The organism is Phytohabitans rumicis (genome assembly GCF_011764445.1).
Lineage (GTDB): Bacteria > Actinomycetota > Actinomycetes > Mycobacteriales > Micromonosporaceae > Phytohabitans > Phytohabitans rumicis.
On sequence record NZ_BLPG01000001.1, the window covers coordinates 5183237 to 5208334 of the forward strand.

21 protein-coding genes and 1 pseudogene are annotated in these 25098 nt (G+C 71.3%); 5 read left to right on the forward strand and 17 right to left on the reverse strand.

Annotation, left to right across the window (positions count from 1 at the left end):
- Nucleotides 1–185: 185 nt before the first annotated feature.
- Entirely contained in the window at nucleotides 186–398 is a 213-nt protein-coding gene (locus Prum_RS23475; protein WP_173078458.1) for an exodeoxyribonuclease VII small subunit, read from the reverse strand.
- 132 nt (nucleotides 399–530) lie between these two features.
- Nucleotides 531–1763 (reverse strand): exodeoxyribonuclease VII large subunit, encoded by a 1233-nt coding sequence (xseA, locus tag Prum_RS23480; RefSeq protein WP_173078459.1) that lies wholly within the window; start codon nucleotides 1761–1763, stop codon nucleotides 531–533.
- Nucleotides 1764–1819: 56 nt separating this feature from the next.
- On the opposite strand from xseA, the gene Prum_RS23485 reads away from it, so the two are divergent.
- On the forward strand, nucleotides 1820–2785 hold the full coding sequence (locus Prum_RS23485) for a 4-hydroxy-3-methylbut-2-enyl diphosphate reductase (protein ID WP_173078460.1): 966 nt from the start codon (nucleotides 1820–1822) through the stop codon (nucleotides 2783–2785).
- On the opposite strand, the pseudogene Prum_RS23490 reads toward Prum_RS23485, so the two are convergent.
- Nucleotides 2782–3920, reverse strand: a pseudogene (locus tag Prum_RS23490) (DNA recombination protein RmuC). The gene Prum_RS23485 and the pseudogene Prum_RS23490 overlap by 4 nt on opposite strands.
- A gap of 54 nt (nucleotides 3921–3974) precedes the next feature.
- Here Prum_RS23490 and Prum_RS23495 point away from each other — a divergent pair.
- Together Prum_RS23495 and Prum_RS23500 are read left to right on the forward strand one after the other, a co-directional pair.
- Nucleotides 3975–4754, forward strand: coding sequence for a hypothetical protein (locus Prum_RS23495; protein ID WP_173078461.1), 780 nt, complete (start codon nucleotides 3975–3977; stop codon nucleotides 4752–4754).
- A gap of 68 nt (nucleotides 4755–4822) precedes the next feature.
- Nucleotides 4823–5467, forward strand: a complete 645-nt coding sequence (locus Prum_RS23500; protein WP_173078462.1) for a hypothetical protein — start codon at nucleotides 4823–4825, stop codon at nucleotides 5465–5467.
- Between the two features lie 31 nt (nucleotides 5468–5498).
- On the opposite strand, the gene valS is transcribed toward Prum_RS23500, so the two are convergent.
- The 5 genes from valS to Prum_RS23525 all read right to left on the reverse strand — a co-directional run bounded on the left by valS (nucleotide 5499) and on the right by Prum_RS23525 (nucleotide 13681).
- Complete coding sequence (valS, locus tag Prum_RS23505; RefSeq protein WP_173078463.1) at nucleotides 5499–8084, reverse strand: valine--tRNA ligase; 2586 nt, start codon at nucleotides 8082–8084, stop codon at nucleotides 5499–5501.
- A 39-nt stretch (nucleotides 8085–8123) separates the two neighbouring features.
- On the reverse strand, nucleotides 8124–9956 hold the full coding sequence (locus Prum_RS23510) for an ABC transporter ATP-binding protein (protein ID WP_173078464.1): 1833 nt from the start codon (nucleotides 9954–9956) through the stop codon (nucleotides 8124–8126).
- Entirely contained in the window at nucleotides 9937–11619 is a 1683-nt protein-coding gene (locus Prum_RS23515) for an ABC transporter ATP-binding protein (RefSeq protein ID WP_173078465.1), read from the reverse strand. Before Prum_RS23515 ends, Prum_RS23510 begins: the two co-directional genes overlap by 20 nt.
- Nucleotides 11620–11729: 110 nt before the next feature.
- On the reverse strand, nucleotides 11730–12230 hold the full coding sequence (locus Prum_RS23520) for a methylated-DNA--[protein]-cysteine S-methyltransferase (RefSeq protein WP_371871255.1): 501 nt from the start codon (nucleotides 12228–12230) through the stop codon (nucleotides 11730–11732).
- Nucleotides 12227–13681, reverse strand: coding sequence for a DNA-3-methyladenine glycosylase 2 family protein (locus Prum_RS23525; RefSeq protein ID WP_173078466.1), 1455 nt, complete (start codon nucleotides 13679–13681; stop codon nucleotides 12227–12229). Before Prum_RS23525 ends, Prum_RS23520 begins: the two co-directional genes overlap by 4 nt.
- A 98-nt stretch (nucleotides 13682–13779) precedes the next feature.
- Here Prum_RS23525 and ychF point away from each other — a divergent pair, with 98 nt between their 5' ends.
- On the forward strand, nucleotides 13780–14865 hold the full coding sequence (gene ychF / locus Prum_RS23530) for a redox-regulated ATPase YchF (protein WP_173078467.1): 1086 nt from the start codon (nucleotides 13780–13782) through the stop codon (nucleotides 14863–14865).
- 11 nt (nucleotides 14866–14876) lie between these two features.
- On the opposite strand, the gene Prum_RS23535 is transcribed toward ychF, so the two are convergent.
- Nucleotides 14877–15197, reverse strand: coding sequence for a 4a-hydroxytetrahydrobiopterin dehydratase (locus Prum_RS23535; protein WP_371871382.1), 321 nt, complete (start codon nucleotides 15195–15197; stop codon nucleotides 14877–14879).
- Between the two features lie 202 nt (nucleotides 15198–15399).
- Here Prum_RS23535 and Prum_RS23540 point away from each other — a divergent pair, with 202 nt between their 5' ends.
- Nucleotides 15400–15810 (forward strand): (deoxy)nucleoside triphosphate pyrophosphohydrolase, encoded by a 411-nt coding sequence (locus tag Prum_RS23540; protein ID WP_173084083.1) that lies wholly within the window; start codon nucleotides 15400–15402, stop codon nucleotides 15808–15810.
- On the opposite strand, the gene Prum_RS23545 is transcribed toward Prum_RS23540, so the two are convergent.
- The 8 genes from Prum_RS23545 to Prum_RS23580 all read right to left on the reverse strand — a co-directional run bounded on the left by Prum_RS23545 (nucleotide 15752) and on the right by Prum_RS23580 (nucleotide 25083).
- Entirely contained in the window at nucleotides 15752–16546 is a 795-nt protein-coding gene (locus tag Prum_RS23545) for a GH12 family glycosyl hydrolase domain-containing protein (RefSeq protein WP_173078468.1), read from the reverse strand. The genes Prum_RS23540 and Prum_RS23545 overlap by 59 nt on opposite strands.
- A 135-nt stretch (nucleotides 16547–16681) precedes the next feature.
- Nucleotides 16682–17644 (reverse strand): succinate dehydrogenase/fumarate reductase iron-sulfur subunit, encoded by a 963-nt coding sequence (locus Prum_RS23550; protein ID WP_173078469.1) that lies wholly within the window; start codon nucleotides 17642–17644, stop codon nucleotides 16682–16684.
- Entirely contained in the window at nucleotides 17644–19530 is a 1887-nt protein-coding gene (locus Prum_RS23555) for a fumarate reductase/succinate dehydrogenase flavoprotein subunit (protein ID WP_173078470.1), read from the reverse strand. The genes Prum_RS23550 and Prum_RS23555 overlap by 1 nt, the downstream gene beginning before the upstream one ends.
- A 10-nt stretch (nucleotides 19531–19540) precedes the next feature.
- Nucleotides 19541–20347, reverse strand: a complete 807-nt coding sequence (gene sdhC / locus Prum_RS23560; protein WP_173078471.1) for a succinate dehydrogenase subunit SdhC — start codon at nucleotides 20345–20347, stop codon at nucleotides 19541–19543.
- A 140-nt stretch (nucleotides 20348–20487) separates the two neighbouring features.
- The gene (locus tag Prum_RS23565) at nucleotides 20488–21066 is read right to left on the reverse strand and encodes a hypothetical protein (protein WP_173078472.1); all 579 of its coding nucleotides are present in this window, start codon (nucleotides 21064–21066) and stop codon (nucleotides 20488–20490) included.
- 86 nt (nucleotides 21067–21152) lie between these two features.
- Nucleotides 21153–22514, reverse strand: coding sequence for a TldD/PmbA family protein (locus Prum_RS23570; RefSeq protein WP_173078473.1), 1362 nt, complete (start codon nucleotides 22512–22514; stop codon nucleotides 21153–21155).
- Nucleotides 22511–23947 (reverse strand): TldD/PmbA family protein, encoded by a 1437-nt coding sequence (locus tag Prum_RS23575; RefSeq protein ID WP_173078474.1) that lies wholly within the window; start codon nucleotides 23945–23947, stop codon nucleotides 22511–22513. Before Prum_RS23575 ends, Prum_RS23570 begins: the two co-directional genes overlap by 4 nt.
- An 80-nt stretch (nucleotides 23948–24027) precedes the next feature.
- Nucleotides 24028–25083, reverse strand: a complete 1056-nt coding sequence (locus Prum_RS23580; RefSeq protein ID WP_173078475.1) for a carcinine hydrolase/isopenicillin-N N-acyltransferase family protein — start codon at nucleotides 25081–25083, stop codon at nucleotides 24028–24030.
- Nucleotides 25084–25098 lie beyond the last annotated feature (15 nt).

A 25098-nucleotide genomic window follows, 5' to 3' on the forward strand; every position in this document is an offset into this window, starting at 1 on the left:
CCGCGCCGACCAAGCCCCGTCGCGCCGATCAAGGCTTTCTGCGTCGATCAAGGGCGAATGGCTGTGCTTTGATCTCCGATCCACGACCGTTTGCCCTTGATCGACGTAGAAAGCCTTGATCGACGCGGCCAGGGAGACGCGGGCGAGGGAGGGAGAGGCGGACGGAGGGCTAGCAGGGAGGCGGGCTAGGACGCGGGTTCGGCGTCGCGGGCCGCGCGGGCGGCGTCCAGGCGGGCGCGGGCGCCGTCGAGCCACCGCTGGCAGACGTCGGCGAGCTGCTCACCGCGCTCCCACAGCGCCAGCGACTCCTCCAACGAGCCGCCCCCGGCCTCCAGCCGCTCGACCACGGAAGCCAGCTCGGCGCGGGCCTGCTCGTAGCTCATCTGCGGCTCACCCATGGACGATCACCCTACCCGCGCCCCTTGCGTGAGTACGGCGCCCCGTTGGGTGTTTCGCCGCGAGTAGGGGCGTGGAAGCCTTCACGTAGATCCCGCAGTCACTGATCGCGGCGGGCGGCCGCGTAGGGGACCCTACTCAGGCGTCGCCGGCGCCACGCGAGCGGAGAGTGCGCCCTCGGCCAGGCGTACGTGTACGAGGTCGCCTTCCGATACCTCTGCTGCCCGCCGGACCACGTGGCCGTCCTCGCGCTGGACGATGGCGTACCCGCGTTGCAGGGTCGCGGCCGGGGACAGGGCGCGCAGGCGGGCGAGGGTGTGGTGCAGCTCACCCGTGGCCGTGCTGAGCCGGTGGGCCAGGCAGCGCGCCGCCCGGTCGCGTAGCGCGCTCACCTCCGTGGCGCGTTGCTCGATCATGACGTGCGGCCGGGCCAGGACGGGGCGGGTGCGGATCGCGTCGAGCCGGTGCTGCTCGCGGTCGAGCAGGCCGGTGACGGCGCGGTTCAGGCGCTGCCTGGCCAGCCCGATCAGGCGCAGCTCCTCGGCCAGGTCGGGCACGATCCGCTTGGCGGCGTCGGTGGGGGTCGAGGCGCGTACGTCGGCCACGTAGTCGACCAGCGGCGTGTCGGTCTCGTGGCCGATCGCGCTGACCACCGGCGTACGGCAGGCGAAGACCGCCCGGCACAGCGCCTCGTCGGAGAACGGCAGCAGGTCTTCCACGCTCCCGCCGCCGCGGGCCAAGATGATCACGTCGATCGTGTCGTCGCCGTCGAGCACCTTCAGCGCGTCGATCATCTGCGGTACGGCCGTCGGCCCCTGCACCGCCACGTTGATCACCCGGAACTCCACCGCAGGCCAGCGCCGCCGCGCGTTCGTGAGCACGTCCCGCTCGGCGGCCGAGGACCGGCCGGTGATCAGCCCGATCCGGGACGGCAGGAATGGGGGCCGGCGCTTGCGCTCGCGGGCGAAGAGGCCCTCGGCGGCGAGCAGTTTCTTCAGCTTCTCCAGCCGGGCCAGCAGCTCGCCGAGGCCGACCTGGCGGATCTCGTCGGCGCGCAGGCTGAGGGTGCCGCGGGCGGCGTAGAACTCCGGTTTGGCGTGCAGGACGACGCGGGCACCCTCTTCCAGGGAGGGTGCGCCAAGGTCGAGTACGTCACGGTTGGTGGTGACGGTCAGGCTCAGGTCGGCCGAGGGGTCACGCAGCGTGAGGAAGACGGTGGACGCGCCGGGGCGCCGGCTGATCTGGGCGACCTGCCCGTCCACCCACACCCAGCCGAGCTTGGCAACCCAGGCGCCGATCTTCTGGCTGACCACCCGGACCGGCCACGGCTCCTCGGGCGTACTGCGGGGGCTCTCCGGCTGTGTCACGGGGCCAGCCTATGTGTGTGCCGGGCCACCTCTGCGGAGCCACGTACGATGGCTAGGTGACCGAGACCCGCAAGCGCGTACTGCTGGCCAAGCCCCGGGGCTACTGTGCCGGCGTCGACCGGGCGGTGCAGACCGTGGAGGAGGCGCTCAAGCTCTACGGGCCGCCGATCTACGTCCGCAAGCAGATCGTGCACAACAAGCACGTGGTCTCGACGCTGGAGGCGCAGGGCGCGATCTTCGTGGAGGAAAACGAAGAGGTGCCCGAGGGCTCCACCGTGATCTTCTCGGCGCACGGCGTGGCGCCCGAGGTATATGAGCAGGCCAAGGCCCGTTCGCTCAAGGCGATCGACGCGACCTGCCCGCTGGTGACCAAGGTTCACCAGGAGGCCAAGCGCTTCGCCGCCGACGACTACGACATCCTGCTCATCGGCCACGAGGGTCACGAGGAGGTCGTGGGTACGGCGGGCGAGGCGCCGGCGCACATCCAGCTGGTCGACGGTCCGGACGGGGTCGACAGGGTGACCGTGCGTGACCCGTCCAAGGTCGTCTGGCTGTCCCAGACCACGCTCTCGGTCGACGAGACGATGGAGACGGTCGCCCGCCTCAGGCAGCGGCTGCCGCTGCTCCAGTCGCCGCCGAGCGACGACATCTGCTACGCCACGCAAAACCGGCAGCACGTCGTCAAGGAGATCGCGCCGGACTGCGACGTGGTGATCGTCGTGGGCTCCCGCAACTCGTCCAACTCCGTACGGCTGGTCGAGGTGGCCGTCGACGCCGGGGCGCGCGCCGGCTACCTGGTCGACTACGCCAGCGAGATCGCCGACGAGTGGCTGGCGGGCGCCACCACCGTGGGCGTTACCTCGGGCGCGAGCGTGCCGGACGAGCTGGTCATGCAGGTGATCGACTACCTGGCGGCGCGCGGGTTCGCCGACGTCGAAGAGGTGACCACCGCCAACGAGCGGCTGACGTTCTCGCTGCCGCAGGAGCTCAAGCGCGACATGAAGGCCGCCGCAAAGACCTAATCGCTCACCAGCTCGGGCGCCTGCGGCTGGCGCGGTGCCAGCTCGACCTGCGCGGGCGCGGGCAGCTCCTCGTCGGACACCCCCAGCTCGGCGAGCTTGCGGGCGCTGACCAGCACGCGCGCCTCCAGCGAACCGACCGCCTTGTTGTACGCCGTCACCGCGCCACCCAGCGCCCCACCCAGCTTGCTCACATGGTCGCCCAATGTGGACAGTCGGCCGTACAGCTCGCGGGCGAGGGTATGCACGGCCGCCGCGTTGCGGGCCAACGCCTCCTGGCGCCAGACGTACGCCACCGTGCGCAGCAGCGCCATCAACGTGGCCGGCGTGGCGAGCACGACGTTGCGGGCGAAGGCGTGCTCCAGCAGGGTCGGGTCGCGCTGCAGGGCCGCGTCGAGGAACGGGTCGGCCGGCACGAAAAGCACCACGAAATCGGGGGTTTGCTCGAACGCGGCCCAGTAGGTCTTTGCCGCCAACGCGTCCACGTGACCGCGCAGGTGCCGGGCGTGCGCGTCGAGGTGGGTGTCGCGGCCCCGCTCCTCGCGCGCCTCCATGGCCGCCAGGTAAGCCTCGAACGGCGCCTTCGCATCGACCACAACAGACCGTCCACCATGGAGCTTGACGACCATGTCGGGGCGTACCCCCTGATGGTCCGTCGCGGCCGTGACCTGCTCCGCGAAGTCGCAGTGCTCGAGCATCCCGGCCGCCTCGACGATGCGCCGGAGCTGATGCTCGCCCCACCGGCCGCGGACCTGCGGCGCGCGCAGCGCCGCCACCAGCTGCTTGGTCTCGGTGCGCAGCTCGCCCGACACGGTCGACATCGACCGCACCTGCTCGCGCAGCTCCGCGTACGCGTCGACGCGCTCCCGCTCCAGCTCGGCGACCCGCTGCTCGTAGCGGCGCAGCGTCTCGTGCAGCGGCGCGACGGCGCGCGCGACCGCCTCCTGCGACTGCGCGGTGGCCTCATAGGACAGCGCCCGCATCGACTGCTCCAACCGCTCCTCGCCGTCGCGGGTCGCGCGCAGTGTCGCGTCGAGCCGAGCCAGCTCCGCGCCGGCCCGGGCCCGCGCGGCAAGCCAGCCCACCGCGCCCCGGCGAGAAGGCAGACAACCACCACGGCCAGCGTCGAAAACTCCACGCCCGCGAGCTTGCCAAACGTGTACGACGAAACGGCGCGAGTACCGTCTGAGTCATGGAACTGTTTTTGCTGGTCCTGCTCGTGGCGCTGCTCGTTGGCGGCGCGCTGTGGTGGCGGCGGACGAGTGCGGCGCGGCAGGCGCAGGACCTGGCCGATGCCCGCGCCGACGCGCAGCGGTGGTACGAGCGGCTGGGCGGCCAGGTCATGAACCTGCACGGCGACGCACCCGCCGTGAAGCAGTCGCTGGTGGACGCCGGCGAGCGGTACACCGCCGCGGGCAGCCAGCTGGAACAGGCCCGGACGGTGCGGCAGTTCGCGCTGGCTCGGGAGACCGCGCTGGAGGGGCTCGCGTACGCCCGCGCGGCCCGCGTGGCGCTCGGCCTCGACCCCGGTCCCGACCTCCCGCCGCTGGCCGCCGCGCAGGGCGCCGGGCAGCTCACCAAGGAGCGCGAGGTCGACGTGCAGGGCCAGCACTTCAAGGCGGGGCCCAATCCCGGCACCGATACGCCGTACTACTACCCGGGCGGGCGGGTGAAGGGGCGCAGGGTGCCCGCCGGCTGGTACTCGCAGCCCTGGTGGAAGCCGGCCCTGGCCGGCGCCGCGGGCGCGATCGGCGGTCTGCTGATCTTCGACGCGCTCTTCTCGCCGGCCTTCGCCGACCCGGGGTACGGCTTCGACTCCGGCTACGCCGAGGGCTTCGAGGACGGCGCCGACTTCGGTGGTGGCGACGGCGGTGGTGACTCCGGCGGCGACGGCGGCGGTGACTACAGCGGTGGTGACTTCGGGGGCGACGCCGGCTTTGGCGGTGGCGACTTCGGCGGCGGAGACTTCTAGCCTTCCCCAGGGGAAGAGTAGGGCTAACCGGATGGTGACTCGCCGCACTGGGCGGCAGAGTCGTGAGCGTGAGCGCAGAGACACAGACGACAGTGGGGGTACGGCCGGCACGCGTCTGGTGGACGGCGGCTGCCGCGGTCGCCGCGGGAGCCGCCACGGTGACGACGGTCGCGCAGGCGACCGGGCGCTTTCACTGGTGGGCCGGCTTCGTGCTCATCCCCGGCGCGGTCATCGCGGCGGCCGGCGCGCCACTGCTCGCCCGCGGTGGTGGGCGGGCGTTCACCGGCTACCTGATCGCGTGGGTGGGGGCGATCGTCTTCACGGTCGGTGCCCTGCTGATGTTCGGTGCGATGGACAAGGGCTGGCCGCTGATGATCATCCTGCCGACGGTGGCCGTGGCCGGCACGTACGCCTGGCGCGCAGGTCACCCGCTGGCCCGCGCGTTTCACCGGACGATCGCGACCCTGGCCCTGGCCGGTACGGCGCTCGGCGTGACCTTCCTCCTCATGCAGGCGGACGCCGTCGACTTCGGCGAGACCAACTGGTGGGGCGGCTTCATGATGGCCGGCGCGGTGATCATCGTCCTGAACGGCCTGGAGCTGCTCCGGCACCGGATCGAGTACCGGGTCCAGGCGATCGCGCTCGCGGTCTTCCCGGCCGCGCTCGTCTTCCTCATCGGCCTGCGCATCTTCCGCGGCGACTGGCCGTACTGAGATGGCGCCCCGCACACGACGGGGCGCCCACTCAGAACGCGCAGGCGATGACCAGCTCGGGGGTGCGGTCGGGGAGCATGTCCAGCCGCCCGATGCGCCCGGCGGCGCGGAAGTCGGACGCCACCTGGGCCAGCTGGTCGAGCTGTGCCGCCGGGCCGAGCGCCTCGGCCAGCGGCACGTCGGCCCGCATCGAGAGCCGGCGTTCGGACTTGGCCCGGCGCACCTGGGTCAGCGCCGCGCTCGCCACCCGGAGCAGGGCTGGGTCGCCGTCCGGGTTCAGCTCGTACCGGGACGGCCACGGCGCGCGGTGCACCGAGCCGTACCGCCACCAGGCCCAGATCTCCTCGGTGACGTACGGCAGGAACGGCGCGAACAGCCGCAACTGCACCGACAGCGCGGTCGCCAAGGCCGCTCGGGCCGAGTCCGCTTTGCCGGATGGCTCGCTGCGCTCGCTTCGGCCCCGGTGGCCGGCAGACTCCGAGCTTGTCGCTGCGCGCCAAGCTCCGGACTCCGCCGGCCCCGAGGCCAGGCTGCCCGACCCGTATGCCCGCTCCTTGACCAGCTCGATGTAGTCGTCGCAGAACGTCCAGAAGAACGCCTCCGTCGCCTGCAGCGCACCCGTGTGGTCGTACCCCTCGAAGGCGGTGGTGGCGGTGCGTAGGACGCTGGACAGTTCGGCGAGCATCGCGCGGTCGAGCGGCTCGGTGACCGGCGCGCGCAGCGCGTCCGCGGCGCCCAGCCCGAGCGCGAACTTGGACGCGTTGAGCAGCTTCGTGGCCAGCCGCCGGCCCACCTTGATCTGCTTCGGCTCGAACGCCAGGTCGGTGCCCGGCCGGCCGTTCGCGGCCCAGTAGCGGACCGCGTCCGAGCCGTGCTCCTCCAGGAGCCCCATGGGGGTCACCACGTTTCCGCGGGACTTGGACATCTTCTTGCGGTCCGGGTCGAGGATCCAGCCGGACTGCACGGTCACCCGCCAGGGCAGCACGCCCTGCTCCAGATGGGCGCGGACCACGGAGGAGAAGAGCCAGGTACGGATGATCTCCTGCCCCTGCGGACGCAGATCCATCGGAAACACCCGGGCAAACAGGTCGGAATCGGTCTCCCAGCCGCCGATGATCTGCGGGGAGAGCGACGAAGTCGCCCAGGTGTCCATGACGTCCGGGTCGCCGGTGAAACCGCCCGGCCGATCCCGGTCCTCGGTCGCATATCCGTCTGGTATGTCCGAAGAAGGGTCAATCGGTAGTAGGGACTCGGCGGGTGTGAGAGGGTGGTCGTGGTCCGGCTCGCCAGCGTCGTCGAGCCGGTACCAAACAGGGATCGGCACCCCGAAAAAGCGCTGCCGGCTGATCAGCCAGTCGCCGGTGAGCCCGGCCACCCAGTGCTCGTACCGGTGGCGCATGTGGTCCGGCACCCAGCGCAGCTCGTGCCCGCGGGCCAGCAGGGCGTCGCGCAGTGCGGCGTCCCGGCCACCGTTGCGGATATACCACTGCCGGGTGCCGACGATCTCCAGCGGCTGGTCGCCGTTCTCGTAGAACTTCACCGGATGGGTGATCGGCCGCGGCTCGCCCACCAGGGCGTCCCCGAGCAGCTCGATGACAGCGCGCCGGGCGGCCTTGACGGTTAGCCCGGCCAGCGGCGCGTACACCGTGGCCGGCACGCCCGCCGGCGGGTCCGGCAGCAGCCGCCCGTCCCGCCCGATCACCACGCGGGTGTCCAGTTGCAGCTCCCGCCACCAGGTCACGTCGGCCAGATCGCCGAACGTACACACCATCGCGATGCCGGTGCCCTTGTCCGGGTCGGCGAGCGGGTGCGCGTGCACGGGCACGTCCACGCCGAACACCGGCGTCCGGACCGTGCCGCCCACCAGCCCGGCGTACCGGGAGTCGGCGGGGTGGCAGACCAGCGCCACACAGGCCGGCAGCAGCTCGGGCCGGGTGGTCTCGATCTCGACCGGGCCTTCCGGGCTGCCGAAGCGCAGCCGGTGGTAGGCCCCGGGCCGCTCCCGGTCTTCCAACTCGGCCTGGGCCACCGCGGTCTGGAACCCCACGTCCCACAGCGTCGGCGCATCGGCGGTATATGCCTCGCCCCGCGCCAGGTTGCGCAGGAAGGCCCGCTGCGACGCCGCCTGCGCGCGGCGTCCAATCGTCGTGTACGTCAGGGACCAGTCCACCGAGAGGCCCAGCCGCCGCCAGAGCGCCTCGAACGCCCGCTCGTCCTCGACGGTCAGGCGCTCGCACAGCTCGACGAAGTTGCGCCGGGAGATGACCTCGGGCTCGCCGGACGGCGTCCAGTCCGGGTCGTACGGCACGGACGGGTCGCAGCGCACCTTGTACACGTTCTGCACGCGGCGCTCGGTGGGCAGCCCGTTGTCGTCCCAGCCCATCGGATAGAAGACCATCTTGCCGCGCATCCGCTGGAAGCGGGCCACGATATCGGTGTGCGTGTACGAGAACACGTGCCCCATGTGCAGCTCGCCCGATACCGTCGGCGGGGGAGTGTCGATCGAAAATACGTCCTTCGCAGACCTATCGAACGCGTACGTGCCCTCCTCCTGCCAACGTGCGGCCCATCTCTCCTCGATCCCGTCGAGGGAAGGGCGCTCGGGAAGCTCCATCATGCCGACGATGCTACGTACGGATCATGTGGCCGGCATCCGCTATACCAGGGAGTCGCGCCATTGGCGGTGCAGGTCGGCGTAGCGGCCGCCGCCGGCTACCAGGTCTTCGGGTGAGCCGTCCTCGACGATCTGGCCGGCCTCCAGCACGAGCACCCGGTCGGCGATCTCCACTGTGGACAGTCGATGGGCGATGACCAGGGCGGTGCGCTCGCGCAGGATGGTGCGCAGCGCCCGCTGTACCAGCCGCTCGCTGGGCACATCCAGCGACGACGTGGCCTCGTCGAGGATGAGCACGGTGGGGTCGGCCAGGAACGCGCGGGCGAACGCGACGAGTTGGCGCTGCCCGGCGGAGAGGCGCCCGCCGCGGCGGTGTACGTCGGTGTCGTACCCCTGGGGCAGGGCCTCGATGAAGGCGTGCGCGCCGATCGCGCGCGCGGCCTCGGCCACCTCGTCGTCGGAGGCGCCGGGGTGGCCGAAGCGGATGTTGTCGGCGACGGTGCCGGAGAATAGGTGGTTTTCCTGGGTGACCATCACGACGGCGCGGCGCAGGTCGGGGTCGGCGACCTCGCGCAGGTCGACGCCGTCGAGCGTGACGGTGCCGTCGACGGGGTCGTAGAAGCGGGCGAGCAGCTTGGCGATGGTCGACTTGCCGGCGCCGGTCGGGCCGACCAGCGCGACCGTCTGTCCGGCCGGGATCTGCAGGTCGAGCGGCGGCAGGATCGGCTTGTCGGCCCGGTAGTGAAACGCGACGCACTCGAACGACACGGCACCACCGCCCGCCGGCAGCGGCACCGGCGAGGAGGGCTCGGGCACGGCGGGCCGCTCATCGAGTACGCCGGACAGCTTCTCCAGGGCGGCGGTGGCGGACTGCAGGGCGTTGTAGAACTGGCTCAGCTCCTGCATCGGCTCGAAGAACCGGCGCAGGTAGAGCAGGAACGCGGCGAGCACGCCGATTTCGGTGTGCCCGTTCAGCACCTGCCAGCCGCCGTACGTCAGGACGAGCGCGATGGAGAGGTTGCCGATCACCTTGATGCCGGGGGAGTACGTGGCGATGAGCCGGAACGCGCGCACGTTGGCCCGGCGGTAGTCGTCGTTGAGGTGCTCGAAGATGTGCTGGTTGCGCGGCTCCCGGCGGAACGCCTGCACGGCCCGGATGCCGCCCAGGGACTCGACGAAGTGGACGATCACCAGCGCGACGGCCTCGCGGGTGCGGCGGTAGGCGCGGGCCGAGGCGCGCGCGAACCAGCGGGACAGCAGCAGCAGGAACGGGAACGCGAGCAGCGTGACGGCGGCCAGCGGCGCGTCGAGCCAGAGCAGGATGCCGGCCACCGACAGCACGGACAGCCCGGCCAGCACCAGGTCGTCGATGCCGCCGTCGACGAGCTCGGCGATGGAGTCCATGTCGCTGGTCAGCCGGGCCACCACCCGGCCGGAGGTGTATCGCTCGTGGAAGCCGATCGAGAGGCGCTGGAAGTGGTCGTACACCCGCTGGCGCAGGTCGAGCAGGACGGCCTGGCCGATCCGCGCGGACAGGATGAGAAAACCGCGCTTGCCGAGGTATTCGGCGATCGCGGCGGCCAGGAACGCGGCGGCGATCGCGACCAGCGGGCCGGCGTTGTCGTCGTCGTGCAGCGGCGGGATGCCCTTGTCGATGCCGAGCATGACCAGGTACGGCCCGGCCATGCCGGCGACGTTCTGCAACAGCAGCAGCCCGATGGCGAACGCGAGCGGCTTGCGGTGCGGCCGGATCAGCGAGGCGAGCAGCACCCGGCTGCGGGCGCGCAGGCGGACGGCGGAACCCGTCTCGGCGATGGTCTGATCGGCTGCCTCGTCGGCCGCCCGGCCCCGCCAGCTATCGGCTGACGACATCATCCGCCTCGGCGGACAGCGCCGCTCGGTATGCCGGCACGCTGCTCATCAGCTCGGAGTGGGTGCCCACGGCCGCGATCTCGCCGTCGGCCAGCAGCGCGACCCGGTCGGCAAGAGCCACTGTGGACGGTCGGTGCACGACGAGCAGCGCGGTGGTGCCGCGCAGCACCCGGGCCAGCGCCTCCTCGACGAGCGCCTCGGTGTGCACGTCGAGCGCGGACAGCGGATCGTCCAGGACGAGCACCCGCGGCTGCCCGATGACCGCGCGGGCCAGGGCCAGCCGCTGCCGCTGCCCGCCGCTCAGCGACAGTCCCTGCTCGCCGATCCGGGTTTCCAGCCGCCACGGCAGCTCGTCGACGAAGTCGGCCTGCGCCACCCGGAGCGCCTCGTTGATCTCGTCGTCGGTGGTTTCCTGCCGGCCGAGGGTGAGGTTTTCCCGTACCGACATGGAAAAGAGCGTCGGCTCCTCGAACGCCATGCCCACGAGCCGGCGCAGCGAACTGAGCCTGATGTCGCGGATGTCGTGCCCGTCGATCGTGATCCGTCCGGTGGTCACGTCGTAGAGGCGGGGCATCAGCGAGACCAGGCTCGTCTTGCCGGAGCCGGTGGTGCCGACGATGGCGAGGGTCTCGCCCGGTCGCACGTCCAGGTCGACGCGGCGCAGCACCGGCGTCGTCGTACCCGGGTAGGTGAAGGACACGCCCTCGAACCGCACGTGGCCGCGGGCCTCGGCCACGGCGGCCGCTCCCGGTCTGTCCACGATGGACGGCGGGGTGTCGAGCACCTCGTAGATGCGGTCGGCGGCGGTCATCGCCTCCTGGGCGTTCGCGATGATCCAGCCCAGCGACTCGATCGGCCAGATCAGCATGAGCTGCAGCGACACGAACGCGACCAGCTCGCCGAGCGTCATGTGGCCCTGGGCGACCGCGACCGAGCCGGCGACCAGCACGACCGCGAGCGTCAGGTTGGGCACCAGGTCGAAGCGGGCCGAGCTGAGCGCGAGCAGGCGGCCCTTGCCGATCGCGGTGTCATGCAGCTGCCGCGCCTCCCGGCCGAACCGGGACGCCATGTACGGCCGGCGCCCGAACGCCTTGATGGTGCGCAGCCCTTGCGCCGACTCCTCCACGAGGGTGGCGACGTCGCCCAGCTCGTCCTGCATGCGCCGGGAGGCGGCGATGTAGGCCCGGGAGAAGCGCCGGCTCATCACGAAGAGCGGGAGCGCGCTGGCCGCCACGAGCAGCCCGAGCGGCCAGCGCAGGTGGATCAGGAGTGCGACGACGGTGAGGTATGTGGCGGTGTTGACGATCAGGAACACCAGCCCGAACGACAGGAACCGCCGGATCACCGACAGGTCGGCCGTCACCCGGGACAGCAACTGGCCGGACTGCCACTGGTCGTGGAAGCCGATCTGCAGCCGCTGGAGGTGGGCGTAGACCTCGTTGCGGATCGTGGTCTCCATGCCGACCGCGGACGCCGCCTGGGTCCACCGCCGGATGAAGATGAGGCCGGCCTCGATGAGCCCGAACACCGCCGCGAGCGCGCCGAGGCCGAAGAGCCCGGCCGGGTCGCGGTCGGCGATCGGGCCGTCGACGACCCGCGCGACGACCAGCGGGACCGCTATGCTCGCGCCGGTCGCCGCGAACGCCGCCAGCACCAGCCACACCATCTGGGCGAGATAAGGCCGGACATAACGGCGGATGCGCCACAAATTGTGCACTGGATGGCGTCGGTAACCGTCATAGTGCACACAGTGACGGTAACCGTTACGTCCGACGTTTACGAGCTAGTTGTCCCCTCGTGTGCCAGAAGCCACTTCTTGGTGCTCAGGCCCCACCGGTAACCGCGCAGCGTCCCGTCCGTGCCCACCACGCGGTGGCACGGCACGAACAGCGCCACCGCGTTGCGCGCGCAGGCGCTGGCGGCCGCCCGGGTGGCGGTGGGCCGGCCGGCCAGCTCGGCGAAGCCCGTGTAGGTCACCGGATGGCCGGGCTTGACCTGCCGGAGCGTCTCCCAGGCGTGCGCGAGGAAGGGCCCGCCGGTGCGCTGCTCGACCGCCACGTCATCGATCGCCGCCAGGTCACCGTCCAGATAGGACAGCAACGCGGCGGTGACGGGCCCGAGGTCCGGTCGCGGTCGCGGTTCCGCCCGCAGCTCCGGGTGTACGAGGGCCAGCAGCCGCCCCACATCGGTGGTGAAGCCGGCGGCGCGCACGGCGTTCTCGTCGCTCGCGATGACCGTGAAGGGGCCGATGGGTGTCTCGATGGTCGCGCTGTTCACGCTGCTCTCCAGAGTCTGATCAGGGCGTACGACCGCCACGGCGCCCACTGGGCCGCGTGCGCGTCGAGCGCCTTCGGTTGGTCGGGCAGGCCGAGCGCCTTCGCGCCCCGGCGTACGCCCAGGTCGGTGGGGAGGAAGGCGTCCGGGTCGCCGATCGCCCGCATGGCCACATAGCTGGCCGTCCAGGCCCCGATCCCGGGGACGGCCATGAGCTTCGCGACCGCGTCGTCCCGATCCACGCCAGGGTCGAGGCCCAACTCGCCGGAGGCCACCGCGGTGGCCAGCGCCCGGATGGTGCCTCGCCGCGCGCCGGGCATCCGGAACGCGCCATCCGCCATCCCCGCCACCTCGGCCGCGCTCGGGAACGCCCGCAGCTGTTGATCATGAACCTGTCGCTCCGTGGAGGCGCTCTCCGGGGGGATAACTTCATGATCAACCAGGTGGTGGAGGACCTTGCGCGCCGCGGGGACGGAGATCTGCTGGCCGACGATCGCGCGGACGGCCATTTCCCAGCCGTCCACCGACCTCGGGACGCGGACGCCCGGTTCCTTCGCCACCACGGCCGCCAGGGCATCGTCCTCGGACAGGGCGGCGTCCACCGCGACCGGGTCGGCGTCGAGGTCCAGCAGGCGGCGGCAGCGGGCGACGGCGGGGGCCAGGTCGCGTACGTCGGACAGGCGCAGGCTCGCGGCGACGTACTCCGGCATGGGCGTCAGCACGACGGTTGCCGCGCCGTGCGGCAACCGCAGCGCCCGCCGGTACGTCCCGCCGTCCGCCTCCTCGACGCCCGGGATCGCCCGCAGCGCCAGGAACTCCAGCAGCGACTCGGCGTGCAGCGGCGGCCGGTACGCCAGGCGCAGATTGATCGCCCCCGGCTCGGCGTGCCGCTTCCGGCTCGGCTTACGCAGCTCGGACGGCGCCGACCCGAAGATCTCGCGGATCGTGTCGTTGAACTGCCGCACGCTGCCGAACCCGGCCGCGAACGCGATCTCCGCGAGGCCCAGCTCGGTCGTCTCGATCAGGATGCGCGCGGTCTGGGCCCGCTGCGCCCGGGCGAGCGCGAGCGGGCCCGCGCCCAGCTCGGCGGTGAGCATGCGGTGCAGGTGGCGCTCGGTGTAGCCGAGCCGACTGGCGAGCCCGGGGACTCCGTCGCGGTCGACGACGCCGTCGCCGATGAGCCGCATCGCGCGGCCCACGACGTCGGCGCGTACGTCCCACTCCGGTGAGCCGGGGGCCGCGTCGGGGCGGCACCGCCGGCAGGCCCGGAACCCGGCCCGCTGCGCCGCCGCGGCGGACGGGTAGAACCGCACGTTCTCCGCCTTCGGCGTGACGGCGGGGCACGACGGCCGGCAGTAGATGCCGGTCGACGTGACAGCGGTGAAGAACCACCCGTCGAACCGCGAGTCTCGGCTGTCGACGGCCCGGTAACACCGTTCGAAATCCAGTTCCACGCCATCGATCGTGCCCCGCGCCCACCTCGATTGCTCGCGGTTTTCGGACATGACCGTGCCATCGTCCGGTCCAGAACGCCCGCGTAGACTGGCGGCTCGTGAGTCTCACCATCGGCATCGTCGGCCTGCCCAACGTCGGCAAAAGCACGCTCTTCAACGCGCTGACCAAAAATGACGTGCTCGCGGCGAACTACCCGTTCGCGACGATCGAGCCCAACGTCGGCGTCGTCGGCCTGCCCGACCCGCGGCTGGACAAGCTCGCCGAGATCTTCGACTCGCAGAAGGTCATCCACGCGCCGGTGTCGTTCGTGGACATCGCCGGGCTGGTCCGGGGCGCCTCCAAGGGCCAGGGCCGGGGCAACGCGTTCCTCGCCAACATCCGCGACGCGAGCGCCATCTGCCAGGTCGTCCGCGCGTTCTCCGACCCGAACGTCGTACACGTCGACGGCAAGGTCTCGCCGGCCGACGACATCGAGACGATCAACACCGAGCTGCTCCTGGCCGACCTGCAGACGCTGGACAAGGCGCTGCCCCGGCTGGAGAAGGAGGCCAAGCTCCGCAAGGACCGGGCGCCCGTCGCCGCCGCCGCGGCGGCCGCGGCCAAGCTGCTGAACGAGGGCACCACGCTCTACGCCGGCGCGAAGGCCGCCGGCATCGACGTGGCCGACCTGCGCGAGCTGCACCTGCTCACCGGCAAGCCGTTCCTGTACGTTTTCAACGTCGACGAGGAGGAACTGGCGAACGCCGCGTTCCTGGACGAGCTGCGCGCCCTCGTGGCGCCCGCCGAGGCGGTCTTCATGGACGCCAAGGTGGAGTCCGAGCTGATCGACCTGCCCGAGGACGAGGCCCGCGAGCTGCTGGAGTCGATCGGTCAGCCGGAACCCGGGCTGTACCAGCTCATCCGGGTCGGGTTCCGCACGCTCGGGCTGCAGACGTACCTCACGGCGGGGCCGAAGGAGGCGCGGGCCTGGACGATCCCGGTCGGAGCGACCGCCCCCGAGGCCGCCGGTGTGATCCACTCCGACTTCCAGCGCGGGTTCATCAAGGCCGAGATCGTCTCCTACGACGACCTGTTCGCGGCCGGGGCGATGGCCGCGGCCAAGGCGGCGGGCCGGGTGCGCATGGAGGGCAAGGAGTACGTCATGCAGGACGGCGACGTCGTGGAGTTCCGCTTCAACGTCTAGCTTGCGGCCGGTTACCCGGCGCTGGTGACCGTGCGGTACGCGTCCTCGATGCGCGCGGCGAGCGTCACTTCGCCCTCGGTGATCGTGTCGCCATCGCGGGGGCTGAGCCGGATCTGGGTGCGCCCGTCGAGGCGGCGGATCTCCGGTTGCAGGTGTAACGCATCGGCAACCACCTTGATACGCTCGGTGAGTGCAGCGTGTTGTGAATCATCGATTACCAGCGTGCGCTTGATCTGCCGACCCTCCCGGGTCCAGCCAGCCAGCAGGGTCAGGGCATCGCTGAGGTAGTCACGACCGGCCCTGCTTCCCCACAGAGCACGCATATGCCACACCTCCAAGGCGTCGTTGCCGGCTTGTGGCCAAATCGTCGCCATCTCGTCACCGTACGGTGCCCCCAGTCTTGCCGCTAACCGGCTGGTGTGTCCACGCCCACATTTCCGTCTTCTGGTGCCCTACAGGACGGCTCCGGCACCCGAATTCTTTCTTGATCTGGAAGGCTGGTCGGCCGTGCAGTCCGAACGGATTAACCAAAGGATCATCGTCGGTGCCGCGATCATCGTAGAGGGACGGGTTTTGGCATGTGCGCGAGCTGATCCACCCGAGATGGCTGGAATGTGGGAGTTTCCCGGCGGGAAGGTCGAGCCGGGCGAGACCGACGTCGAGGCCCTGATCCGGGAGTGCGAGGAGGAGTTGGGCGTACGGGTCGCGGTCGGCGACCGGGTCGGCGGGGACGTCCTGCTCGGGCACGGGCGCGCGGTGCTGCGGGTGTTTGCCGCGCGGCTCCTCGACGGCGAGCAGCCCCAGGCACTCGAACACGCCGAGCTGCGCTGGCTCGCCGCGGACCAGCTCGACAGCGTCCAGTGGCTGCCCGCCGACGCCCCGATCGTCACGGCCCTCGGCCCGCTCCTGCTGACTCCACCGTCACCGAGAACTCCTCCGACCTGAGCCCCACCCCACCCCGGCGCAGCTCGAAGCCGGCCTCGACGCCGGACAGGTGCCACCGGTCGTCGACGTAGCCCCGCCCGACGGCCTCCCGGATGAACGCGTGCAGGTCGAGGCCGCGCACGGACGAGGTCGGGCTGGTCCGGACGTACGCGACGTGGTGCCAGGCCCAGCGGGCGTACCAGACGTCCCAGGTCGCACCCGCGATCGCGACGTCCCTGGCGACCACCGTGCCGCCCGGGTCCGCGGCGCCGGTGTGGTCCAGCCAGATCATCAGCTCGGCGCCGTCGGGGCTGCGGTCGACGTCGGCGGTGGTGTGGAACCACAGGTCGTACGTCGCGTCCCAGGCGCCGCTGACGCCCTCGCGCCCGAACGTCCAGTCGCTGGTGGCCCGGCGGATCCGGTCGACGCGTACGGGCATGCCGCTGTCCGCCGTACAGCGGCCCCAGTGGCAGCCGGCGTAGATCATCGGGTACGCCGCGACGTTGGCCTCGTTGCCGTGGTCGGCGCTGGACACCTCGAACGCGCCGGTCTCGTCGTCGACGGTGAGGCACTGGGCGGTCGTCGCGCCCCAGACGTTGTTCATCACGGCGTACCGCCCGGCGGTCGCACTGCCCGTGCCGCCGCAGATCTCGGTGCGGTCGGGCGGCGCCAGGGAGGTGACCTGCGTGGCCGCGGCGACCGCGCCAGCAGCGCTCAGCGCGCTGAGGGCGGTGATGATGACGCGGATTCGACGCACCCGGCGACGATACCCGTCGATCTCCGGGCGCGTGGCCCCCAACCGTGATCAGGGCGTCCCTCAAGTCGCTGGAACGACGTGAGGGACGCCCTGATCACGAAGAGGTGGTTTAGTCGCGCTCGGGGTGGGCGTAGTTCAGGCCCTCGGGGGCAGCGGGAACGTCAGGTCGTCGCCGAACGGCGACGGCCCACCGGCCTTGTCGAACGTGATTTCGCTGATCGGCAACCTGCCGTCGTCGCCGACCGCCGCGGTCTGCGGCTGCGGCACTTCCCGGTGCCAGTTGACGCCCTGCCCCACTTCGTGCTCCTTGCTGACTGCGTCGACCCCGGGGGTGCCCGCCTCGATCTGGTCCCGGCGGAAGATCTTCCGGCCGAGCCAGACGAGCGGGTCGTACCGGCGGTCGACGACGCGTTCCTTCATGGGAATGATCGCATTGTCAGTGATCTTGATGTGCTCGGGGCACACCTCGGTGCAGCACTTGGTGATGTTGCAGTACCCCATGCCCATGGACGCCTGGGCGTACTCCTTGCGGTCCTCCCGCGCGTCGAGCGGGTGCATGTCCAGCTCGGCCGCCCGGATGAAGAAGCGCGGCCCGGCGAACGCCTTCTTGTTCTCCTCGTGGTCGCGGACCACGTGGCAGGTGTTCTGGCAGAGGAAGCACTCGATGCACTTGCGGAACTCCTGCGAGCGCTCGACGTCGACCTGCTGCATCCGGTACTCGCCCGGCGCCACCCCGGCGGGCGGGGCGAACGACGGCGTCTGGCGCGCCTTCTCGTAGTTGAAGGACACGTCCGTGACCAGGTCACGGATCACCGGGAACGCCCGCAGCGGCGTGACGGTGACCGTCTCGTTCTCCTCGAAGGAGGACATCCGGGTCATGCAGCCCAGGCGGGGCATGCCGTTGATCTCCATCGAGCAGGAGCCGCACTTGCCGGCCTTGCAGTTCCAGCGGCAGGCCAGATCGGGCGCCTCGGTGGCCTGGAGCCGGTGGATGACGTCGAGGACCACCTCGCCCTCGTTGACCTCGACCTGGTAGTCCTGCAGGTCGCCGCCGGTCTCGTCACCCCGCCAGACCTTGAATTGACGCTTGGCGCCCATCAGTCGATCTCCCCGAGCTCTTCTTCGGTCAGGTACTTGCCCAGTTCGGTCCGGTCGAAGAGCGCGAGCAGCTCCGGCCGCATCTTCGGCAGCGGCTTGTGCTCAAGCCGTACCTTGTCGCCGTCGAGCGAGCAGACCAGGTTGACCTGGCGCCAGTCTGGCCGCATGGCCGGGAAGTCCTCGCGGGTGTGGCCACCGCGCGACTCCTCCCGCTCCAGCGCCGCGCGGGCGGTGCACTCCGAGACGACGAGCATGTTGCGCAGGTCGATGGCCAGGTGCCAGCCGGGGTTGTAGCGCCGACCGCCGGCCGAGCTGACCTTGCCCACGCGCTCGCGCAGCTCGGCGAGGCGGATGAGGGACTCTTCCAGCTCGCCCTTGCGCCGGATGATGCCGACCAGGTCGCCCATCACCGCCTGCAGGTCCTGCTGCAGCGTGTAGGGGTTCTCGCCGCCGTCGCGCTCCAGCGGCGCCAGCGCCGCCTCCACTGCGGCCTCCACGTCGCCCGTCGCGATCTTCGGGCGGGCGGACAGCGCATCCGTGTACGCCGCCGCGTGCTCGCCGGCCCGCTTGCCGAACACCAGCAGGTCGCTCAACGAGTTGCCGCCCAGCCGGTTGGACCCGTGCATGCCGCCGGACACCTCGCCGGCCGCGAAGAGGCCCTGCACGGTGCCCGCCGCGGCGGCGGTGTCCGGGTCGACCTCGACGCCGCCCATCACGTAGTGGCAGGTGGGCCCGACCTCCATCGGCTCCTTGGTGATGTCGACGCCGGCCAGCTCCTTGAACTGGTGGTACATCGACGGCAGCCGCTTGGTGATCTCGGCGGCCGGCAGCCGGGTCGACACGTCCAGGAAGACGCCGCCGGCGGGGGAGCCCCGGCCGGCCTTGACCTCGCTGTTGATGGCGCGGGCCACCTCGTCACGGGGCAGCAGCTCGGGCGGGCGCCGGTTGTTGTCCGGGTCGGTGTACCAGCGGTCCGCCTCCTCCTCGGTCTCCGCGTACTGCTTGCGGAAGACGTCGGGGACGTAGTTGAACATGAACCGCTTGCCCTCGGAGTTCTTCAGGACTCCGCCGTCGCCGCGGACCGACTCGGTGACCAGGATGCCCTTCACCGAGGGCGGCCAGACCATGCCGGTCGGGTGGAACTGGAGGAACTCCATGTTGATCAGCGTGGCGCCGGCCCGGAGGGCGAGCGCGTGGCCGTCGCCGGTGTACTCCCAGGAGTTCGACGTGACCTTGTAGGACCGGCCGACCCCGCCCGTGGCGAGGACGATCGCGGGCGCGTCGAAGAGCACGAACTCGCCGGACTCGCGGTAGTAGCCGAACGCCCCGGCGACCCGGTCGCCGTCCAGCAGCAGCTCGGTGATCGTGGTCTCGGCGAACACCCGGATCCGGGAGTCGTAGCTGCCGGTCTCCGCGAAGTCCTCCTGCTGCAGCGACACGATCTTCTGCTGCAGCGTGCGGATCAGCTCCAGGCCGGTGCGGTCGCCGACGTGCGCCAGCCGCGGGTACTCGTGGCCGCCGAAGTTCCGCTGGGAGATCTTGCCGTCCTTCGTACGGTCGAACAGCGCGCCGTACGTCTCCAGCTCCCAGATCCGGCTCGGCGACTCCTTCGCGTGCAGCTCGGCCATGCGGTAGTTGTTCAGGAACTTCCCGCCGCGCATGGTGTCCCGGAAGTGCACCATCCAGTTGTCGCGGCTGTTGGCGTTGCCCATGGCTGCCGCCGCGCCGCCCTCGGCCATGACCGTGTGGGCCTTGCCGAAGAGGGACTTGGAGATGATCGCCGTCTTCTTGCCGGCCAGCCGGGCCTCGATCGCCGCGCGCAGCCCGGCCCCGCCGGCGCCGATGACGACGACGTCGTAGTGGTGTCGTTCGATTCTCGTTGTCATGTCGGGCGCCTCAGTTGATGAACCGCAGGTCGGCGAACCAGCCAGCCGACAGGGCCATGATGTAGAAGTCGGTCAGGGCCAGGGTGCCGAGCGTGATCCACGCGAGCGCCATGTGCCGGACGTTCAGCTTGGACACGAACGTCCAGAAGCGGTAGCGCAGCGGGTGCTTGGAGAAGTGCTTGAGCCGGCCACCGGCGATGTGCCGGCAGGAGTGGCAGGACAGCGTGTACGCCCAGAGCATCACCACGTTGCCGACCAGGATCACGTTGCCCAGCCCGAAGCCGAAGCCGTCGGGGCTGTGGAACGCGAGGACCGCGTCGTACGTGTTGATGAGCGAGATGACGCCGGCCGCGTAGAAGGCGTACCGGTGGGCGTTCTGGAAGATGAGGGGAAACCGCGTCTCGCCGCTGTAGGTCTTGTGCCCGTCCGGCACCGCGCACGCCGGCGGCGACATCCAGAAGGACCGGTAGTACGCCTTGCGGTAGTAGTAGCAGGTCAACCGGAACAGCAGCAGGAATGGGAGGCTGAGCGCCGCCTCCGGGACGATCCACCAGCCCGGCAGGAAGGTGCCGAAGTGGGAAGCCTCCGGGATGCACCGGTCGGTGATGCACGGCGAATAGAACGGGGTCAGGTAGTGATACTTGTCGACCCAGTAGAAGTCGTGCATGAACACCCGGACCGTCGCGTAGCTGACCCACGCACCCAGCCCGACGAAGGTGACGAGTGGAGCCAGCCACCATCGGTCGGTGCGTAGCGTCTTCGCCGCGATCGCGGCGCGCGGGCGCGATCGCCCCGGCCTCGTTGCCGTAGTCGTCATGTCTTTATGTCTCCCTAACGGCGCATCCGCGCGGTTTCGGTGCTACACGTTACGCCGCGAGTGATCGGCGCCGCGCAAGGGAGTCTTTCCTGTGTCAACCCGGTTACGGAACCCGGGCCGATGTGCAGTACGACACAGGTCTACAGGTCCGGGCCGGCCAGCCGGCGTACCGAGCCGTCGCACGAGTCCGGACCCGCGTCCACCAGGCGTTCCACGACCGGCTTGCCGCGCTGACCCTGCGGCGCGACGAAGAACGCCGGCTCGCCGCCGCCCGCCTGCCGGTCCAGCGCGTCGGCGTACGCGGTGCGCGCGTCGACGAGCTGCCGCCACGCCTCGATCCAGTCCCGGCGGTGCTCGTCCCGGTCGCCGGGGAGCTGGTCCAGTTCGGTGAGGAAGGGCCGGACCGCCGCGTTCTCGTTGCGTACGGCGGTGGCCCGGGCGCGCGCGTCGGCGGCGGCACCGGGCGGCGTGAGCCGGTTGAGCCGCCGCTCCAGTTCCAGGCAGGCGGAGTCGGTGCGGGCCACCCCGCGCTCGTTGTCCTCGGCGCGGTCGACCACGCCGTCGACCGCGTTGATCAGCGCGATCCCGCCGACGCAGACCGCGACGACCAGCAGCGCGGCCGCCCCGCCGAAGATGGCGAAGTACCGCCGCCGCTTGCTGGGAGGGGCGGCCTTGGCCGGGGGCGTCTCCGCGGAGGTGGGCGCGTCGTCGTCCGTCACACCGCTAGTCAAGCACCGCCACGCCACGTGTTAGGAGGGGCCCCTTGTTATGCAAAAAGCGATAACAAGGTGCCCTTCCTTGCATCTCAGCCGGAGGCGCCGCCGGTGAAGTTCCAGGACGCCAGGCGCAGCGCGGGCGTGGTGCACCACGACATGCCCCAGCTGTCCGGCAGCGTCGTGGTCCGGGCGCCCACGCCCAGCACCGCACCGGGCGCCAGCGCCTGCGGGTACGACTGGGTGAACCGGAAGTTCCGCACCGGCGTGGTGATCTCGCCGTCCTCGATCAGCCACACGCCGTTGCGGGTCAGGCCGGTCACCACCAGGCTCTTGGGGTCGAGCACCCGGGTGTACCAGAGGTCGGTGACGAGCAGCCCGCGTTCGACCCCGGCCACCAGCGCGGCGGCCGCCGGATCGACCACCGCACCCGCTGCCGCCTCGGCGCCGGCGGCGACGGGCTCCAGCCGTACGGCGGTCGGCAGCGCGCCGAACGCCCCGCCACCCGGCACGGCGTGCCCGGTCGACCGGGCACCGGCCTCGGCCGCCGTACGGCGGTCGTGCGCCAGCGCGGCGGTCACGCCCGCGTCCACGAGGGTCACCCGGCTCTTCGGCGTACCCTCCGCGTCGAACGGCAGCCCGATGCCGGTGACCCCCAGCGTGTCGTCGACGAGCGTCACCGCCGCGTCGAACTGCTCCGCACCCGGCTCCGCGAACGACTGCCGCTCGTTGTACGCCTTGCCGTTGAAGCCGTACAGCGCGAAGTTGCCGAGCAGGTCGGCCACCGCCGGAGCCTCCAGCACCACCTCGTACCGTCCCGGCGGCAGTTCCACCGCGCCGGCGCTGGCCCGGGCCTTCGCCGCCGCCCGGGCACCGAGGACCGCACCGTCCACTTCGGAGAGCCGGCCGGTCGCCATCCGGGCCACCCCGTCGGCGCCGTCCAGCCGGGCGATGCCGTCCATGGCGACCTCGGCGGTGTGGCCGCTGATCGCCTGCCCGGCCGAGTTGGCGAACGCCCCGGACCAGTGCAGCGTCCGGCAGTACCCGGCCGTCTCCAGCCCGCCGGCGGCGTCCACGAACGCCCGTACCTGATCCGCCCGCGCGTCCGGCGCGGCTTGCGCGGTGGCCTCGTCCCAGTTGCCCTCGCCGGCCAGCGGCGCGGGCGGCGCCAGTCCGGACCAGCCCGGGTCGGGCGGCAGCAGCCGGGCCGCCGCAAGCGTCCGGGCCACCAGCCCGCGCAGGCCCTCGTCGGTGGTCACCGTGGTCGAGCCGGTCGCGGTGCGCCCGTCGGCGTGCAGGCGCAGCCGTACGGCGGTGGTGGCGTCGGCGACGTTCTGGTGGATGAACGAGTTGGCGAAGCGGGTCAGCGCCAGCGCGGTGTGGCCGACGAAGACCTCCGCCTCGACGCCCGGCCCCACGTAGCCCAGCACCCGAGTGGCCAGTTCCAGACTCATCCCCGCACCCCTACTCGTACCCCCTGGAACCGGGCCGGCGCTGCCGGATGCCCGGTGTGGCCGACCTGGCCGGGCTGACCCTTGCCGCAGTTCGGCGTGCCCCACGAGACGATCTCGGAGGACAGCATGTCCATCGAGCGCCAGAAGGTGGGCCCGATCCCGGTGTACGTCGGGTTGCGCAGCATCCGCCCCTGCCGGCCGTTCTTGATCTCCCAGGCGATCTCGGTGCCGAACTGGAAGTTCAGCCGCTTGTCGTCGATCGACCAGGACCGGTTGGTGTCCATGAAGATGCCGTCGTCGGTCGCGGCGATCATCTCGTCGAGCGTGTGCGGTCCGGGCTCCAGACCGACGTTCGTCATCCGTACCATCGGCAGCCGCGCCCAGCCGTCGGCGCGGACGCTGCCGGCGTAGTCGAGGCCGGCGACGGTGGCGGAGTCGCGCCCCGCGAGCACCCCCACCCAGCGGCCCTCGCGCACCGCGTCGCGCCGCGCCGCCGGCGTACCCTCGTCGTCGAAGCCGAAGCTGCCCAGCGCGCCCGGGATCGTCGGGTCGATGGTGATGTTCATCAGCTTGGATCCATAGTGGAGGCTGCCGAGCTGGTCGAGGTCCAGCCAGGAGGTGCCGGCGAACGCGGCCTCCCAACCGAGGATCCGGTCCAGCTCGATCGCGTGCCCGACCGACTCGTGGATCTGCAGCGCCATCTGCTCGCCACCGAGGATCAGCGTGGTCTCCCCGGCCGGGCACAGCGGCGCGGTGAGCAGCGCGCGCGCCTCCTGCGCAGTACGGGCCGCGTGCGCGCCCAGGTCCAGCGCCTCGACCAGCTCCCAGCCCCGGGTGCCGTACTGCCCGCGGTGGGCCGGATAGCTGCGCCGCTGCACCTCGCCGTCGCCGATCGCGGTCGAGGAGATGCCGCCACCACACTCCCGGATGTGCTGGTCGATCCGGTGGCCCTCGCTGGACACGAACCACTTCTCGGTGTCCCAGATCTGGTACATGCCCTCGGCGACGTCGGCGCCGTGCTCGCGCATCGTCTTCGTCAGGTGCACCAGCAGGTCACCCTTGTCCGACAGCGGCACCGACAGCGGGTCGACCTCGCAGGGCGAGGCCCACGAACCCGCCCCGGCGCCGACCGGCACGAGGTCCGCGGCGGGCCCCGGCACCCGCGCGCTGGCCGCCGCGGTCTTCGTGGCCCGGCCGCCGGCAGCGCGCGCCGCGGCGTCCGACAGATCGGGTACGGCGTAGAAGCCCCAACTTCCGCCGACGAGCGCCCGTACGCCTATGCCGGCGTCCTCGCTCTGCGTCAGCTCCTCGACTTCCCCGTTGCGGGCGGACATCGACTCGTACCGGCGGTGCATCACGCGGGCGTCGGCGTACCGGGCTCCGGCGTCCAACGCCGCCTGCACCGCGGCGGTCGCCACGTCGAAGTGGGTCATGATCCGACCCTATCGGTCCCCGTCAGGTGATCATGAAGTTGTCGCCGGAGGGAGCGCTCCCCTCGGCGACAACTTCATGATCAGCGGGTGGGGAGGAGGGGGGTGTGGTGGATTTTGTCGTAGCGCTGGGCGGTGGCGATCGCGGCCGTGCCGGCGCGCAGGTCGTACACGACGGACCATTGGGTGTGGCCCTGGCGCAGGGTGCGCAGCAGGTCCATCGCCCCGCCGGGGTCGAGCTTGCCGTGTGCGGCGGTCAGCTCGGCTGAGCCGGTGCGGTAGCGCCAGTCGGCTTGCCGGGTCGCCGGGTCCGACGTGCTCAGGTTGAAGTTGGTCATGAGCTGCCAGCGCCCGTCGCCGCGGGTCACGGTCATCGTGCCGGTGGCGAACTCGATCACCGCGGACGCGCCGGTCGCGTCGGCGATCAGGTAGTGCAGGGACGGGGCGCCGCTCCAGTCCAGGGTGTACGTCTGGAAGAGCCGGACCGCCTCGTCGACCGTCTTCGTGGTGTCCAGGGCGAGCCGGATGATGGCCAGCGAGCCGACGGTCGGGGCGCCGGGGCGTACCTCGGCCTGGCCGTCGACCTGGGCCATGCCGATGGCCAGGCCGTGCTCGTTCATCCCGTCGAACGGCAGGGTCGGCGCCAGCAGCAGGTCGCGCCGCCAGGTCGGATCGTCCAGCTTGGCCAGTCGGGCGTGGTCGAACCCCAGGTACGACAGGTCGACCAGCGATATCGAGTCGTACGCGTCCGGCGGGCGGGAGACGAGCACGAGCGCCGGGTTGTAGTCCCAGTCGAAGTTGCGCCCGAGCACCGGGTGGCCGGGGTCGCCGCCGGCGAGGAAGACGGTGCAGGCGAACGCGCGGCGGCCCGCCGGCATGGCGATGACCTGCGGGGTGGCGTCCGCCGGGGCGAGGCGGGGCGCCGGGCCGTCGTATGTGAGCTGGTAGAGCGGGTGGTCGTCGAGCCGCCGCAGGCTGTCGAGCGCCCGATCGGCCTGGTCGGCGTTGGGCCGGTAGGTGAGCGTGTGGAACGTGAGCGCGTCGGTCCGGGGTGCTGGCGCGGCGCCCTGGCACCCCGCCAGCGCCAGCAGTCCGGCCGCGAGGGCGCCTCCCCACCGGGTAGAGCGCGGGGTCGCCATTCCACTACCGTAGCC

Excerpts from the sequence above, each read along its gene's own strand:
- Prum_RS23475 (WP_173078458.1), bottom strand. The coding sequence starts at position 398 with ATGGGTGAGCCGCAGATGAGCTACGAGCAGGCCCGCGCCGAGCTGGCT.
- Prum_RS23495 (WP_173078461.1), top strand. The coding sequence starts at position 3,975 with ATGGAACTGTTTTTGCTGGTCCTGCTCGTGGCGCTGCTCGTTGGCGGC.
- valS (WP_173078463.1), bottom strand. The coding sequence starts at position 8,084 with ATGATGGAGCTTCCCGAGCGCCCTTCCCTCGACGGGATCGAGGAGAGA.
- Prum_RS23510 (WP_173078464.1), bottom strand. The coding sequence starts at position 9,956 with ATGATGTCGTCAGCCGATAGCTGGCGGGGCCGGGCGGCCGACGAGGCA.
- Prum_RS23515 (WP_173078465.1), bottom strand. The coding sequence starts at position 11,619 with ATGGTGTGGCTGGTGCTGGCGGCGTTCGCGGCGACCGGCGCGAGCATA.
- Prum_RS23550 (WP_173078469.1), bottom strand. The coding sequence starts at position 17,644 with ATGGGCGCCAAGCGTCAATTCAAGGTCTGGCGGGGTGACGAGACCGGC.
- Prum_RS23555 (WP_173078470.1), bottom strand. The coding sequence starts at position 19,530 with ATGACAACGAGAATCGAACGACACCACTACGACGTCGTCGTCATCGGC.
- sdhC (WP_173078471.1), bottom strand. The coding sequence starts at position 20,347 with ATGACGACTACGGCAACGAGGCCGGGGCGATCGCGCCCGCGCGCCGCG.
- Prum_RS23570 (WP_173078473.1), bottom strand. The coding sequence starts at position 22,514 with ATGAGTCTGGAACTGGCCACTCGGGTGCTGGGCTACGTGGGGCCGGGC.
- Prum_RS23575 (WP_173078474.1), bottom strand. The coding sequence starts at position 23,947 with ATGACCCACTTCGACGTGGCGACCGCCGCGGTGCAGGCGGCGTTGGAC.
- Prum_RS23580 (WP_173078475.1), bottom strand. The coding sequence starts at position 25,083 with ATGGCGACCCCGCGCTCTACCCGGTGGGGAGGCGCCCTCGCGGCCGGA.